The 13,899-nt window shown below is 60.7% G+C and carries 14 protein-coding genes; 4 read left to right on the top strand and 10 right to left on the bottom strand.

Annotation, left to right across the window (positions count from 1 at the left end):
• Positions 1-77 precede the first annotated feature (77 nt).
• Positions 78-515, bottom strand: a complete 438-nt coding sequence (locus HBO05_RS25135; RefSeq protein ID WP_169954718.1) for a DUF3995 domain-containing protein — start codon at positions 513-515, stop codon at positions 78-80.
• A gap of 90 nt (positions 516-605) precedes the next feature.
• Between HBO05_RS25135 and HBO05_RS25130 the strand changes: the two genes are divergently transcribed.
• Positions 606-995: a DUF2946 domain-containing protein gene (locus HBO05_RS25130; protein ID WP_170043739.1), complete on the top strand. Its 390-nt coding sequence runs from the start codon at positions 606-608 to the stop codon at positions 993-995.
• A 95-nt stretch (positions 996-1,090) separates the two neighbouring features.
• Positions 1,091-3,205, top strand: a complete 2,115-nt coding sequence (locus HBO05_RS25125) for a TonB-dependent receptor (RefSeq protein WP_172314516.1) — start codon at positions 1,091-1,093, stop codon at positions 3,203-3,205.
• A gap of 137 nt (positions 3,206-3,342) precedes the next feature.
• Here the strand turns inward: HBO05_RS25125 and HBO05_RS25120 are convergent, their stop codons facing one another.
• Entirely contained in the window at positions 3,343-4,359 is a 1,017-nt protein-coding gene (locus HBO05_RS25120) for an ABC transporter substrate-binding protein (protein ID WP_172314514.1), read from the bottom strand.
• 121 nt (positions 4,360-4,480) lie between these two features.
• Positions 4,481-4,930, bottom strand: coding sequence for a hypothetical protein (locus HBO05_RS25115; RefSeq protein WP_057439059.1), 450 nt, complete (start codon positions 4,928-4,930; stop codon positions 4,481-4,483).
• 387 nt (positions 4,931-5,317) lie between these two features.
• Here HBO05_RS25115 and HBO05_RS25110 point away from each other — a divergent pair, with 387 nt between their 5' ends.
• On the top strand, positions 5,318-5,572 hold the full coding sequence (locus tag HBO05_RS25110) for a hypothetical protein (RefSeq protein WP_169954704.1): 255 nt from the start codon (positions 5,318-5,320) through the stop codon (positions 5,570-5,572).
• Between the two features lie 81 nt (positions 5,573-5,653).
• Positions 5,654-5,890 carry a DUF2789 domain-containing protein gene (locus HBO05_RS25105; protein WP_169954722.1) on the top strand — a complete coding sequence of 79 codons (237 nt, stop codon included), beginning with the start codon at positions 5,654-5,656 and terminating at the stop codon, positions 5,888-5,890.
• A 7-nt stretch (positions 5,891-5,897) separates the two neighbouring features.
• Here the strand turns inward: HBO05_RS25105 and HBO05_RS25100 are convergent, their stop codons facing one another.
• The 7 genes from HBO05_RS25100 to HBO05_RS25070 form a co-directional block, all read right to left on the bottom strand.
• Positions 5,898-6,101 carry a hypothetical protein gene (locus HBO05_RS25100; protein ID WP_032861075.1) on the bottom strand — a complete coding sequence of 68 codons (204 nt, stop codon included), beginning with the start codon at positions 6,099-6,101 and terminating at the stop codon, positions 5,898-5,900.
• 125 nt (positions 6,102-6,226) lie between these two features.
• Complete coding sequence (locus HBO05_RS25095) at positions 6,227-7,822, bottom strand: methyl-accepting chemotaxis protein (protein ID WP_170043736.1); 1,596 nt, start codon at positions 7,820-7,822, stop codon at positions 6,227-6,229.
• Positions 7,823-8,050: 228 nt separating this feature from the next.
• The gene (locus HBO05_RS25090; RefSeq protein WP_010173153.1) at positions 8,051-8,455 is read right to left on the bottom strand and encodes a TraR/DksA C4-type zinc finger protein; all 405 of its coding nucleotides are present in this window, start codon (positions 8,453-8,455) and stop codon (positions 8,051-8,053) included.
• A gap of 416 nt (positions 8,456-8,871) precedes the next feature.
• Positions 8,872-9,909 carry an ABC transporter permease gene (locus tag HBO05_RS25085; RefSeq protein ID WP_169954724.1) on the bottom strand — a complete coding sequence of 346 codons (1,038 nt, stop codon included), beginning with the start codon at positions 9,907-9,909 and terminating at the stop codon, positions 8,872-8,874.
• 22 nt (positions 9,910-9,931) lie between these two features.
• Positions 9,932-11,470, bottom strand: a complete 1,539-nt coding sequence (locus tag HBO05_RS25080) for a sugar ABC transporter ATP-binding protein (protein ID WP_169954725.1) — start codon at positions 11,468-11,470, stop codon at positions 9,932-9,934.
• A 62-nt stretch (positions 11,471-11,532) separates the two neighbouring features.
• The gene (locus HBO05_RS25075) at positions 11,533-12,468 is read right to left on the bottom strand and encodes a sugar ABC transporter substrate-binding protein (protein ID WP_169954726.1); all 936 of its coding nucleotides are present in this window, start codon (positions 12,466-12,468) and stop codon (positions 11,533-11,535) included.
• Positions 12,469-12,835: 367 nt separating this feature from the next.
• Positions 12,836-13,882 (bottom strand): Gfo/Idh/MocA family oxidoreductase, encoded by a 1,047-nt coding sequence (locus HBO05_RS25070; protein ID WP_172314512.1) that lies wholly within the window; start codon positions 13,880-13,882, stop codon positions 12,836-12,838.
• Positions 13,883-13,899: the final 17 nt, after the last annotated feature.

Raw genomic sequence — 13,899 nt, 5'->3', positions numbered from 1 at the left:
TTTGCTGGGTCGACGTCTTCGCGGCGATGCGGCGATCCGACAAGCCCGCTCCCACATTTGGCCCTGCATACCGTCAGTCAGGTCCAGGCGACGACCAGCAACCCCGTCCCCAACACCAGGCACAGTGGCGAATAGAAAAACGTATCCAACCGCGCGAACCGTGACCCGCCGACTTTCTTGAAAAACCCCACCAGCTCCGAATCACCAATCGCCCGCCCAAACATGATCAGGGCAATCGCGCTGATCCCCCATTGCAGGGCCTGATGCCCCACCGGCTGGAAGAACAGCCCCGCCCGCAGGCACACCAACACGGCAATCAGCACCAGCCCCACGGCCACCAGGAACGTACCCAGCGCCGACGCCTTGAACGCCGGCCGTGGCCCGCTGGCGAATTCGCCGGGCAGTTGCGGGATCGCTACGCTGCTGCCCAGCTTGCCGCCTGCGGCCCAGTACACATGGATCATGCTGATAAACGCAAATACCCCGACGACCCACCTCGCAATGACAAAGCTCATGGTTGGATACCCCTGGAAAAGTGCGAAAGAGGATAGTCCTTTTCAGATTTTTTGCAGGCATTTAGTCGTCTGGTGATAAAGTGCCGCCCCATGAAACTCGCCCGTGCCGACCGCTCGTTGATTGCCTGGATGCTCTATGGCTGCGTCCTGTTCAACGTGTTCGCCTGCAGTATTGGCCATGGGCAAATGGTCGGCATGCAGCTCAACGGCATTGGCGGCCAGTTCTGTACCGTAGACCCCCGCACCCAGGCGCCAGCCCCCGTAAACACCGGCGATCAGTCGCTGCCCACGCTGTCCAAGGCCTTCGGTTGCCCGCTGTGCTCCACCGGCGGCATGGGCCCGGCGCTCAACTCCAGCCTTAACGTTGCGGTACTGCCCCAGCCTCACGCACCACCGCCGGCGGTGGTACTCACCGCTGACATTCCCACCCGCTTCACCTGGCCTGCGGCTAATCCGCGCGCCCCGCCTACCTACGCCTGATACCTGCGCTTTTTGATCCGCACACCGCGCGGCTTCCCCAGGGAAGCGCGGGCGGCTGTGCGTTGCTTTCAAGCCCTGCTTTTCAGGATTTATCGATGAAACATTTACCTCTATTGGCGGGCCTGTTCGGCTGCCTGCCTTTTTGCGCCTGGGCCCTTGAGCTGGCCCCCACCACCATCGACGGCGCCGCCGCCAACGAGCCGGGCCTGGCCCTGGACCAATTCAGCGGCATGGCCTCGCGCCTGGGCCTGAGCGTGCGGGAAACCCCGGCCTCGGTCAGCATCGCCGACCGCCACGATATCGAGCGCCGTGGCGCCAAGACCTTCCAGGATGCGGCCAACACCCTGCCCGGGGTCAACGCCAGTGCGCCGCCGGGGTTTGGCGGGTTTATTTCCTATCGGGGCTTTACTAGCAGCCAGATCACCCAGATGTTCAATGGCATCAACGTCGCCGGTGGCCTGGCACGGCCCGTGGACGCATGGATTTATGACCGGGTGGAGCTGGTGGGCGGTCCCTCCTCGTTGATCAACGGCGCCGGCTCCGTGGGCGGCTCGCTGAACTACGTGACCAAGCTGGCCACCCGCGAGGAGCAGGCCGTCGAAGGCCAGATCAACTACGGCAGCTACGACACCACCGGCATCGCCCTGGGCCTCAACCACGCCCTGACCGAGCCCGGTGCCGAGGTCCAGCACTACGCGCGCCTGGATGTCAGCCGCAACACCAACCATACCCATATCGACCGCCAGCAACGCGATGCCTGGAGCGTGGCCTTTTCCCTGCTCAGCGACCTCACGCCCAACCTGTCCCATACCCTGGCCCTGGAGTACCAGGACGAACACGAGGACAGCCCATACTGGGGCACCCCGGTGCTCAATCCCAAGGCCGGCGAGCTGAAAATCGACAGGCACAACCGCTTCAACAACTACAACGTCGCCGATGGCCGCTACGAACAACGCACGATCTGGGCCCGGTCGATCATCGATTACCGGATCAACGACAGCACCACCCTGCGCAACACCCTCTATCACCTGGACAGCCAGCGCGACTACCGCAACCTGGAGACCTACCAGTACAACGCCGATAACAGCCTGGTGAACCGTTCGACGGCCTATCAGGTGCGCCATCAGGGCGAGCAGGACGGCAACCAGTTCGAGCTGCGCCATGACAGCAGCGTGTTCGGCCTGGCCAGCACCTGGTCCGGCGGTTTCGAATACAAGGTCAACAGCACCACCGCCAGCCCGCTGAACGTGTCGGCCAAGAACGCAGTGGACCCCAACCACTACGATCCGGGGCATTTCTACGACCTGCCAGGCACCAAGCCGGGATTTATCAAGGACAAGACCACCGAAGTGACGACCAAGGCGCTGTTTGTCGAGAACCGCCTGGGCCTGACCGACAAGCTGTCGCTGCTGAGCGGCCTGCGTTATGACGCCATCGACCTGGACGTGACCAGCCACCGCGACAACCTGGGTAACGTCAAGCGCCGTTGGGAGCCGGTGACCGGGCGCGTGGGCCTGACCTATCAGTTCATCCCGGCGGCCAATGTCTATGTGCAATACAGCACCGCAGCCGAACAGCCCACCAGCACCACCCAGGTGTTTGATGTCTCCACCGGCAAGCAATGGGAAGTGGGCAGCAAGTTCGATTACCTGGACGGGCGCGGTTCAGCCACCGTGGCCGCCTACCACATCGAGCGCAAGGACTTTGCCGTGACCGACCCACAAGACCCCACCCGCAGTATTGCGGTGGGTGCGCAGTCGTCCAAGGGCATCGAGCTGGCCAGCTCGTTGCGCATTACCCCCAGGCTGTTGGCCGAAGGCAATTTCGCCTGGGTCGATGCGCAATACGATGATTTCAACGAGAAAATCGCCAGCGGCGCAGTGGTATCGCGCAAGGGCAACACGCCGACCAACGTGCCCAAGCGCGTAGGCAACCTGTGGCTGACTTATGACATCGCCCCGGCCTGGCAAGGTGGCGTGGATGCGCGGTATGTGGCGCAGGTGTACGCCGATAATGCCAACACGCTGACAGTGCCGGCGTACACCTTGTTTGGCACGTTCCTGACCTACAAGGTCGATCAACACACCTCGGTCACGGGCCGGGTGCGTAACCTGACCAACGAGGTATATGCGCAGTTTGCCCATGTGTCGCCGGCGTATTACCTGGGGTCGCCGCGTACCTTTGAATTGGCGGTGCAAACCAAGTTTTAAGGGGAGCGCAATCAAAACTGTGGGAGCGGGCTTGCCCGCGATGGCGGTGTATCAGGTTAGAAATACTTGACTGACACACCGCTATCGCGGGCAAGCCCGCTCCCACAGTTGGATCGTCGTTTGCAGTGACGGCGTGGCTATTTCAGGCTGGCTTGGACCTTTGTAGCCACATCCTCCGTCAACCAGGCCTTCCACACTTGCGGATGCTCTTTGAGAAACGCCTGTGCCACTTCGCGCGGCGAGGTGTGCTTTTCGCTCATGGTTGCCAGGGCTTCGTTCAACGGTCCAATTGGAAACTCGACCTTTTCGAAGAACCCGGCAATCTGCGGATATTCCTTCTGGAACGGCGTGGACACGCCAATGCTCAGTTTGGACGCCAACGAACGCGTCGGCTTGGGGTTGGGGTTGTCGGCATCCGTCAGGGTCTTCCAGGCCTCGGCGTCGAAGGCAGGTTCCTCCAACTGGATCAACTTGTAGCGCCCCATCAGTGGGGTCGGCGACCAGTAGTAAAACAGGATTGGCTTGCCACGGCGGATCGACGAGGCTATCTCGGCATCCAGCGCCGCGCCCGAACCGCTACGAAAGTTGACGTAGCTGTCCTCCAGGCCATAAGCCTTGAGCTTCTGCTTATTGACCACCTCCGAAGTCCAGCCGATAGGGCTGTTGAGGAACCGTCCCTTGCCGGGGGCCTCCGGGTCCTTGAACACATCTTTATAGCGCGCCAGGTCCTGTACGCTGCGCAGCTCAGGGGCCAGTGGCTTGATCCCTTTGTCCGGGTCGCCCTTGATCACGTATTCCGGGACCCACCAGCCTTCGGTCGCGCCCTTGACGGTATCGCCCAGGCCAACCACCTTGCCTTCAGCCTCAGCCTTGACCCACACCGGGCTGCGGCCCGCCCATTCCTCGCCGATCACCTGGATATCATTCTTGGCCAGGGCGGTTTCCAGGGTGATGGTGGTACCGGGCAGGGTATCGGTGGGCAAGTCGTAGCCCTTCTCGACAATAAAGCGCAGTACTTCGGTGATCAGGCTGCCACTTTCCCAATTCAGGTCGGCAAAATGAATGGGCGCCTGGGCAGCCGCTACCGGTGCGGCCGCCATCGACAGGCCCAAGGTGGTAAGGGAAGCTGCCAACAGCGCTCGTATTGCTTTCATGCCTTTGAACCTCGCGTTTACACAGCCATGGCGGATGGCTTTGCTGTCATGCGAAAGCCCTGAATAATTAAGTCCACCCAACTGTAGTAGAGGTTCAACCGATTGCCGGTGCGCTCGCTTATTACTCGCTGGCCTTGAAAGTCACCAGTTCACCCTTGCGCCACTTGGCGGCCTTGCCGGTCACGGCCTTGAGGGTCTTGCTCAGGCCTTCTTGCAGTTGTTCATTGGCGGCGAACACCAGCATCACGCTGTGACCTTCCTTGAACACAATGCCCTCGCCCTGCGCCGTGGAAACAAACGCGTAGTCACCCAGGCCATAGACCGTCAACTTGATATCGCGAAACTTCAGCTCGAACTTGCCACCTTCACGGCTGGGCAGGACTGCGGCGCGAAAGTGATCGCCGACCTTGAGCTCCAGGCGAGGTTTGTCATCGACCACCAACGCTGTTTCGGTATCGATTTCAGCAATGTAAATGCCTTCCGGGGTTTGTTCCGTGATGTAAACAAACCGCGACTGAAACTGCTTAACCAACTTCGCGCGCAAATCACCCAGCACGAACAATGCGTGCATATCCAGATTACTAACTGCCAAGGAAACGCCCCCACATCTAAAAAAGCGCCGCCCGCCCAGGGCAGACAGCACAAAAAAGGCCGATACGGCACGGTACATTAAAAAACTGAAGTTGATTCCCGCCAGACTCGTACAGCCGTGCCTGACAGCCCTTGTACAAGGTCGTCAGGCGGTGCAGGAAATCACAGGTTTATCGGCCAGAGAATACTGGACGCCCCACTTCAGAGAATACCCCATTTGAAAGGGTGGTTTTCCGACAGCCAAAAACCAAGGAAAAACGTTGGATGGAACCGAACGCGGGCTGCCGACAACAATATTAGAACAGCAACGCGGCTTAAAACCACCCGAAATGCTGCAAGCAGGTCAACAGATCAACAGGAGCTCGCCATGCAAAGACTTCATCGCGAACCGACACTGACTCGCGACACCTTATCGCGCAAGGATAGCGCGCTATTCTACAGCGTGTACGCCCACAACGCGTGCCCGGATTTCGCCCTGTATCGGGTCGTCCCGGCGGGCAAGAATTTTTTCCATATCCTGGAAGTGCCCAGCGGTCGGATCAAGGGCTTTCGCAGTGACCATAACAAGGCCTGCGCCCTGGCCAAGGAGTTGGAAGCTCTCCTGTGCATCAATGCCCGTTGACACGCGACTCAAGCAAAATCGAACTATGCGCGCTGGCACGCCTCCCATGGGAGTAGAGACTTAACTATCGTGGAGAATGACATGGACGCGCCAACGCATACCTTGCAAGACCTGTTCGAACAGTTGGGGTTGGAGGCCTCGCCTGCTGCCATCGACACGTTTATCGGTGAACATCCCCTGGCAGAGACTGTGAAGCTGATCGACGCGCCCTTCTGGACCCCGCAACAGGCGCAGTTCCTCAAGGAAGAACTGCGCGAAGACGCGGACTGGGCGATTGCCGTGGATGAGCTGAACCAGCGCCTGCACCAGAGCGTATAACCTGCAGTCAGTGCAGGCGGTCTGAGCGCTCCAGGTCCAGCAGCGCCTGCCAGGCCGCGCGGCATTCCTGGGCTTCGTCGCGACTGGCGAAGGCCGTGCCGCGCTGTTCACCGTTGAGCAACACCACCCAGCAGGCCCTCAGGCCCAGCGCACGCAGGGTCTGTGGCACACCGCTGCCAATCATCACCGCTACATCGACTTTGCTTTGCATGGAAGTTCTCCGCAGGATTAGTTAGCTAGCTAACAATGTGCAGCATCTTAAGCTGTTCCTCACGCCGGAAAAAGCTATCGGCGTAAAAGCTTCCTTGCATAACACGCAACAATCCGTGCCTGGGCCTAGTGCGCGCCAGCCTGCCCCTCAGGCTTATAGCCCAGGCGCAAGCCGCCCCAATGCCGGCCGCTGACCATGATCGGCACGGACAGATCGTGCATCAACTCGCCGGTATCACGGGTATAGGTCTGCAACAGCACAGCCTGCTGGTGGCTGCCGCAGCGGATGCCGGTGCGGTCTTCAAACTTGCGCTTGGTGCGATTGTTCACCGCGTCCACCTGAACATCGCCGGTAAGCGCCTGGGAAAACACCTTGTTGTGCGTCGGCACATAGCCCTGTGGCGTGCAGGCAATCGCGAACACCAGGCCTTCGTGCCGGGGCAGCAAGGCTTCCTGGATAGCGGGCAATACCTGGTCGGTGTAGCCGTCGAAACGGCTGTGGTACTTGGTCGGCTGGCTGTTGGCAATCGGTGTGTAGCTGCGATTGAACAAGTCATCGAGGCTGATGCGGTTCTGCTGGACATCCGCCTCGAACTGCGCGGCGATGCGGCTCGCGCCTTCGCGGGCGAGGTCGTAGATGCGCTGGTGATAATCGTCCAGGCCGACTTCGGCCAGGCGCTCGCTGATCGTTTCGGCCTGCCCTTCCATTTGTATGGCGGCCTCGGCCAACTGCTGGGTCTGCTGGTCGCTGACGGTCAGGTCGCTGCGCATCTGCTCCACCGCATGGAACAGACTGTCGAGCTGCACCCGATTGGTCTCGGTGCCCTGGGCAATCGCATTGACCTGGCCTTCCACCCCCGCCGCCAACGTGGCAATGCTCTCCAGTTGCTCGCCGGCGTGCTCCACTTGCTCGACGCCGGCCTGCAGATCCACGGACAACTGGCGGATTTGCTCCACCACCTGGGCGGTACGCTGCTGGATGTCCGCCACCATCACCCCGACTTCGTCGGTGGCAGTCGCCGTACGGCCGGCCAGGCCGCGCACCTCATCGGCCACCACGGCGAACCCGCGCCCATGCTCACCGGCCCGGGCGGCTTCAATGGCGGCATTCAAGGCCAGCAGGTTGGTCTGGCTGGCAATCGACTGAATCACCAGGGTCACGCGCTGGATCTCTTCGCTGCGCTGGCTCAGGGCCTCGATCAATTGCCGGCTGTCGCTGGCGCGCTGGCTGAGTTGATGCATGCGGCTGATGGACTCCCCGAGCACCGCGCGCCCCTCGGTGCTGCGCTGATGGGCCTGGCCCGCCGCGCCGAGGGCTTCACGACTGAGCTGGGACGTCAGTTGCTCAGTGCCAATCATCACTTCGGCACTGCTGACGATTTGCTGGGCGGCGCCCAATTGCGATTGCAGGCGGGCCGCCAGTTGCTTGACCGAATAGGCCACGCCGGCGGCTGACAGCGCGTTATGGCTGGTGGTGTAGGACAGGTCGCGGGTCAACGCGCCAATGGCATCCTCGACGACAGCCGGCGCAAGGCTGCGGGCCGGCTTTTTCAGCAGCGGTAGCCAGACCAGCAACAGGGCCACGGGCACGCAGAGGTACATCGACAGGTCGGCAAACGCCAGGCCCGACAATACCAGCACCAGGGCGATGCTTTGCAGGAACGGTGTGACCCAGCCAGGCAGTTGGCGGCTCACCGCGTGCGGCACCACGGCGGCGCCCATCAGAGATCCATCCCCAGCCATGCTTGTTACCCCACTGCTTGTCATTATTGTCTCTGCATTAAACGCCACTAATTGGCCATTATCTATGGGCCTTTGGTGTTAGGGCTTGCAGCAGATCAATAGACGGGGGGATGACACGCGCAGGATCACTGCAGGAGCCAGCTTGCTGGCGATAGCGGTGTTGATCGACCGCCTTCGCCAAGCCAGCTCCCTACACAATCAAACAGATCAGGCTTGGCGCTGATGCTTGTCGATTTGCTCGTGGCGCTCTTGCGCTTCGATGCAGTACTTGGTGGTCGGGCTGATCAGCAGGCGCTTGAGGCCGATAGGCTCGCCGCTGTCATCACACCAGCCAAAGGAATCTTCCTTGATACGGCCCAGGGCCTGTTCAAGTTGCGGCAGCATGCGCTGGTCGCGGTCGATGGCGTTGACCAGCCAGGTGCGCTCTTCTTCTACCGAAGCAGCGTCAGCAGGGTCAGCCGGGGTGTCCAGGCTTTCAATGGCGATGCGGTTCTGCTCAATGCGCTCGTGGTGCTCGACTTTCATGTCTTGCAACAACTGCTCGAAAAAAGCGTGCTGCTCGGCATTCATGTAGTCATCCGCCGGCATGGCCAGCAACTTTTCCTTTGTCATTGATTTCTCTATAAAAAATACGTGCATTAAGGCGAATAAGGGAGCGTTCCGGCCAACCTCTGCAGGTCGGGGAAAGACGCCGTCCATTCCAAGCGCCACCCGGCACTCAATTTACGAGGGGCGGCAGTCTACGGCTGACTTGAGGGCGCAGCAACTGAAATGACAGGCAATTTGTCCGACATTCCCCCAAAAGGCACCAGGACGGGCTCGGCAGGTGGTTATCGGAGTGCGTTTATAGCAAGAAATTCAGTGTTGTGGAGCTATATAGAAGACAAACGGTTGGCGGTGCACAAATGTAGGAGCGGGCTTGCCCGCGATAGCGGTGGGTCAGTTGATAGATATTTGACTGACCCATCGCTATCGCGGGCAAGCCCGCTCCCACCCAAACAAGCCCCACTTTTTGATTCAACTCTCGCTCAGCGCTTAAGCTTGCGCTTATTGCGATACTGGTCGATCACCACCGCCACCACGATGATCAGGCCCTTGATGATGTCCTGGATGTACGCATCCACCCCCACGAAGGTAAACCCGCTGGCCATCACCCCGAGGATCAGCGCGCCAATCACCGTGCCGGTGATGCGCCCTACCCCGCCCGCCAGGCTGGTGCCGCCGATCACCGCAGCGGCAATCGCGTCCAGCTCATAAGACATGCCCATCCCCGCCTGCCCGGTAGCCGCCCGAGCCGAGGCAACCACACCCGCCAACCCGGCCAGCAGCCCGGCAATGCTGTAGACGATGATCAGGTGCCGCTTGACGTTGATCCCCGAAGTGCGCGCCGCCTGCATATTGCCGCCGATGGCGTAGGTGTACTTGCCGTACTTGGTGTAGCGCAGGGCAATGTGGAAGATCACCGCCACCACCAGAAAGATGATCACCGGCATCGCGCCATGGCCGATGGCCGTGTAGGAATCCGAGAGCATGCTCACCGGCTGGCCTTCGGTGTAATAACGCGCCAGGCCACGGGCCGAGACCATCATGCCGAGGGTCGCAATAAACGGCGGGATGCCGGTAATGGCGATGATGCTGCCGTTGATCGCCCCCGCCAGCAGGCCCACGCCCAGGCCGGCCACCACCGGGATCCACACCGGCAAGTCCGTCAGCGATGGAAACACCGCGCGGGAAAAGTCCGAGGTTTGCGCCAGGCTCGCGGCAATCATTGCCGACAACGCCAGCACCGAGCCCGACGACAGGTCGATCCCCGTGGTAATGATCACCTGGGTCACGCCAATCGCCAGCAAGCCGATGATCGACACCTGCAGGATCATCAGCACCAGGCGCTGGGAGTTCATCAAAAAGCTCTGGTCACGCACGATCCAGCCAAACACTTCGAACACCAGGCCGATACCGATCAGCACCAGGAAAATGCTCAGCTCGGTAGGAAACCGCCGCCGGCTCTTGACCGGTGCCGCAGCGGGCTTTTTTTCCTCGGGTTTGCTTTCCAGTATTGCGTTCATTACCCGTCACCTTTTTTATTCGTTAGTGGACTGCCGTCATACCGGAAGCCAACTGCATGACTTTTTCCTGGGTGGCCTCGGCCCGGTCCAGGGTGCCCATCAACTCGCCTTCGTGCATCACCATCACCCGGTCACTCATGCCCAGCACTTCCGGCAGTTCCGAAGAGATCATGATCACCGCCATGCCCTCGCTGGCCAGAAAGGCAATCAGGCGATAGATCTCGGCCTTGGCCCCGACATCGATGCCACGGGTCGGCTCATCGAGGATCAACAGCCGTGGCTGGGTCATCAACCAACGGGCCAACAGGGCCTTTTGCTGATTGCCGCCCGACAGGGTGTCGATGCACTGCTCAAGGGAGGGGGTTTTTACCCGCAGCTTCTTGCACATGTCCTCGCACAAGGCCCGCAGGGCTTTTTGCTGGATAAAGCCCTTGCCCGAGTAATGGGGCAGCACGGCCATTTCCATGTTTTCCAGGACTGACAGGCACGGGAACAGGCCACTGAGCTTGCGGTCCTCGGTCAACAGCGCAAATCCCTGCTTGATCGCCATGTGCGGGTCGCTGATGCGCAGCACCTGGCCGTCGAGGCGGATCTCGCCGCCGTCGCTTGGGGTAATGCCGAAAATCGTTTCCGCCACATTGGTGCGGCCCGAGCCCATCAGCCCGGCAATGCCGAGGATCTCGCCGGCATGCAGGTCAAAGGACACGCCCTGGAACACGCCGTCCAGGCGCAGGTCGCGCACCGACAGCAGCAACTCGCCGATGGGTTTGTCGCGCACCGGGAACAGTTGGCTCAATTCGCGCCCGACCATCATCGAGATCAGGCTGTCGCTGTCCATGCTGTCGGCTCGCTGCAGGCCGATATAGGCGCCATCGCGAAACACCGCCACCTCATCGGCAATGGCAAACACTTCATTCATTTTATGGGTGATATAGATGATGCCTTTGCCCTGGGCCTTGAGGTCGGCAATGATCGAAAACAGGTGGGCCACTTCCTTGTCGGTAATCGCCGACGTCGGCTCATCCATGATCAGGATGTCGGAGTCGTAGGACACCGCCTTGGCAATCTCCACCATCTGCCGCTCGGCAATGCTCAAGTTGCCAACCTGCTCCTCGGGGTCAAGGTTGATCCGCAGCCGCGCCAGCAACTGCGCAGTGCAACGGTGCATGGCCCGGTGATTGACCAGGCGCAGGCCATTGAGCTGCTCGCGGCCGATCCAGATGTTCTCGGCGATGCTCATATGGGGCATCAGGTTGAGTTCCTGGTGGATCATCGCGATGCCCGACTGCAAGGCGGCCAGGGGTGTATCAAACACCACCGGCTTGCCCCGTAGGCGGATTTGGCCGGCGTCGGGCTGGTAGATGCCGGCGATGATTTTCATCAGCGTCGACTTGCCGGCACCGTTTTCTCCCATCAGCGCCAGGACCGAGCCGGGGCGCACCCGCAGTTGCACATCGTCCAGGGCCACGACGCCGGGAAAACCTTTGCTGATATGGGCGATTTCCAGCAGGTAAGGCTCTTCTAGACCTGCGGGCTGCAAAGCAGTCGCTTGAGCGAGCATATCGGGGCTCCATCGGCAGGGCGATTGCGACCGCCCTGCGGGCTTATTGTTGTTATTGAACGCTACTTGAACGACGCGACATTGTCCGGGGTGATCAACTGGAACGGCACCACGACGTTTTGCTCGACCGCCTCGCCCCTGGCCATTTTCACCGCCGCCTCCACCGAACCGACCGCCTGCCCCTTGGCATCCTGGAACACCGAGAGCGCCATCTCGCCCTTGGTAATCGCATTCAAGCCGTCGGGCGTGCCATCGACGCCGCCAATCAACACGCTGCCCGGTTTGACGCCCGCGGTTTTCAAGGCCATGGCCGCGCCAATCGCCATTTCGTCATTGTTGGCCACGACCGCATTGAACTCGCGGCCCTGGGTCAGCCAATCGTTCACCAGGGTCATGCCCTTGTCCCGCAGCCAGATCCCGGTCTGCTCCTGTTCAATCTTGATGTCCGGGTATTTGCCGAGGACCTCCTTGACGCCCTTGGTGCGATTGGTCGTCGAGTTGTTGGCCAGGTCACCCAGCAGAATCACGATTTTGCCTTTGCCGCCCAGTTTCTCGGCCAGGTACTGCATTTGCAGTTTGCCGGCCTCGACGTCATTGGACGTCACCGTCACCACCCCTTTGGGCAGGTCGGTCTGATCCGGGCGGCGGTTGACGTAGACCAGCGGGATACCGGCTGCCACCGCGGCCTTGGTAATGCGTGCGGTGGAGGCGGTGTCCACCGGGTTGACCACCATGGCATCGACTTTCTGGCTGATAAAGTTCTCGACCTGGCTCAGTTGCTTGACCACGTCGGCGCGGGCATCTTCGAACTGCAGTTGCACGCCGTCGCCCTTGGGGTAGGACTTGGCTTGCTTGTCCATATCCTCACGCAGGTAGGTGAGGAAGGTGTCGTCGAACTGCGACATGCTGACGCCAATCTTGATATCGGCGGCCGCGGCCACGCCGCTGGCAAGCAGCATCGACAAGGCCAGCGAGGCGAAACGGATCTGGGTCTTCATGAACGGTCTGTCTCCACTTTCTTGTTGGTTTTCTGGACGTAGCGTTTATCAGAGCGATGAGTTGGCAGCAGGCAGCCGTACCACGGGCGCCCCCGGAATGCAGCACACCAGGGCGCCCTTGCTTTCGATGCAAAGGACATTGAGAAAAGAGAAATAGAAGGGCCGTGCGCGGGGTGGGAAGGCAGTACGTAACACTCGCAGTACAGCGTTGAAGATTTTCATCTGACGGTACCTGGTTGTTTTTTTATCTTGTTTTTGTTGAGCCCACCGCGTCCTTTATAAAGGAAGGCCGGGACAGACTTTCAGCAACCTGGAAATGACTTTATTGGAAAATAATTTCCATATCAACTCATTTTAGAATTTTATTCTATTTCCACTCTACCCCTTCCAGCGTGGCCATCTCCACCACTTGCCGGCGCTCGGCGCTGAGCCTGGCGGCATCCAGCACGCAGGTGGCTTCCCAGGCATCCCTGGCCTGCACCGGCAGTTCGCCCTGGCCCTGGACTGCGCTTTGCAATTGGCGATAGAACTGGTTCCAGGCGCCCTTTTGCGAAGGGATCCGCTCGCGTTCCGCGCCTTGTTCGAACCAGCCCCAGCGGCGATGATCTTCGGCGCCCCAGTGTTCACCTTCGGTCTTCGGATTCTTGCCGGCCAGCAGCGCCTGTTCCTGGCCATCCAGGCCTTCGACGGTGTAGCAGCCCGCCGTGCCGTTCACTCGAAAACGCGGGGCCTGGCTGTTTTGCAGGGCGCTGCCCCACAGGTGGGAAATCACCCCGTTGGCGTGGGTCAGGCAGACAAAGAAGCCATGATCGACCGTGGGATGCTCGGCGCTGTACTGCAATTGCGCATACACCAGCTCTACCGGACCGAACAGCTGCAAGGCCTGGTCCACCAGATGGCTGCCCAGATCCCGCAGGAACCCGCCGCCGCTGGCGTTGCCCACCGCTTGCGGGCTGTAGCGCTCTACCCTGGATTCAAAGCGGGTGATAGTACCCAGGGCGCCAGCCTCGATCAGCTTGCGCAGGGTCAGGTAGTCCGAATCCCAGCGCCGGTTCTGGTAGACGCTGAGTTTTACCCCTTCACGTTCGGCGGCGCTAATCAGCGCCCGCGCCTGCTCGGCATTGGCGGCGAAGGGTTTGTCGCTGACCACCGCCACACCATATTCAATGGCCTCCAGCACCAGGGCCGGGCGGCCCTTGAGGGTGGTGGAGATCACCAGCACCTCCACCCCGGCTTCGACGATCTGCGCGATGCTGTCGAATGCCGGCACCCCGGGATGCTCCGTCGCCAGTTGCTGGCGGCGCTCGGGGGCGCGGGTCACCACGCCAACGAAGATTGCCCCGGGCAAAGTGGCGATCAGCGGGGCATGAAAAAAACGGCCACCGTGGCCGTATCCAACCAGTCCGATTCGCATGAACCAACTCCTCTCGT

The organism is Pseudomonas sp. WS 5079 (assembly GCF_012985465.1).
GTDB lineage: Bacteria > Pseudomonadota > Gammaproteobacteria > Pseudomonadales > Pseudomonadaceae > Aquipseudomonas.
Note: the sequence above shows the minus strand (reverse complement) of the source record. Positions and strands in the feature narration are given on the sequence as shown.

Coding starts and splice junctions, on each gene's coding strand:
- HBO05_RS25090 (WP_010173153.1), bottom strand. CDS start 8,455: ATGACAAAGGAAAAGTTGCTGGCCATGCCGGCGGATGACTACATGAAT.
- HBO05_RS25130 (WP_170043739.1), top strand. CDS start 606: ATGAAACTCGCCCGTGCCGACCGCTCGTTGATTGCCTGGATGCTCTAT.
- HBO05_RS25105 (WP_169954722.1), top strand. CDS start 5,654: ATGGACGCGCCAACGCATACCTTGCAAGACCTGTTCGAACAGTTGGGG.
- HBO05_RS25095 (WP_170043736.1), bottom strand. CDS start 7,822: ATGGGCGCCGCCGTGGTGCCGCACGCGGTGAGCCGCCAACTGCCTGGC.
- HBO05_RS25115 (WP_057439059.1), bottom strand. CDS start 4,930: ATGCACGCATTGTTCGTGCTGGGTGATTTGCGCGCGAAGTTGGTTAAG.
- HBO05_RS25070 (WP_172314512.1), bottom strand. CDS start 13,882: ATGCGAATCGGACTGGTTGGATACGGCCACGGTGGCCGTTTTTTTCAT.
- HBO05_RS25085 (WP_169954724.1), bottom strand. CDS start 9,909: ATGAACGCAATACTGGAAAGCAAACCCGAGGAAAAAAAGCCCGCTGCG.
- HBO05_RS25110 (WP_169954704.1), top strand. CDS start 5,318: ATGCAAAGACTTCATCGCGAACCGACACTGACTCGCGACACCTTATCG.
- HBO05_RS25125 (WP_172314516.1), top strand. CDS start 1,091: ATGAAACATTTACCTCTATTGGCGGGCCTGTTCGGCTGCCTGCCTTTT.
- HBO05_RS25135 (WP_169954718.1), bottom strand. CDS start 515: ATGAGCTTTGTCATTGCGAGGTGGGTCGTCGGGGTATTTGCGTTTATC.
- HBO05_RS25120 (WP_172314514.1), bottom strand. CDS start 4,359: ATGAAAGCAATACGAGCGCTGTTGGCAGCTTCCCTTACCACCTTGGGC.
- HBO05_RS25100 (WP_032861075.1), bottom strand. CDS start 6,101: ATGCAAAGCAAAGTCGATGTAGCGGTGATGATTGGCAGCGGTGTGCCA.
- HBO05_RS25075 (WP_169954726.1), bottom strand. CDS start 12,468: ATGAAGACCCAGATCCGTTTCGCCTCGCTGGCCTTGTCGATGCTGCTT.
- HBO05_RS25080 (WP_169954725.1), bottom strand. CDS start 11,470: ATGCTCGCTCAAGCGACTGCTTTGCAGCCCGCAGGTCTAGAAGAGCCT.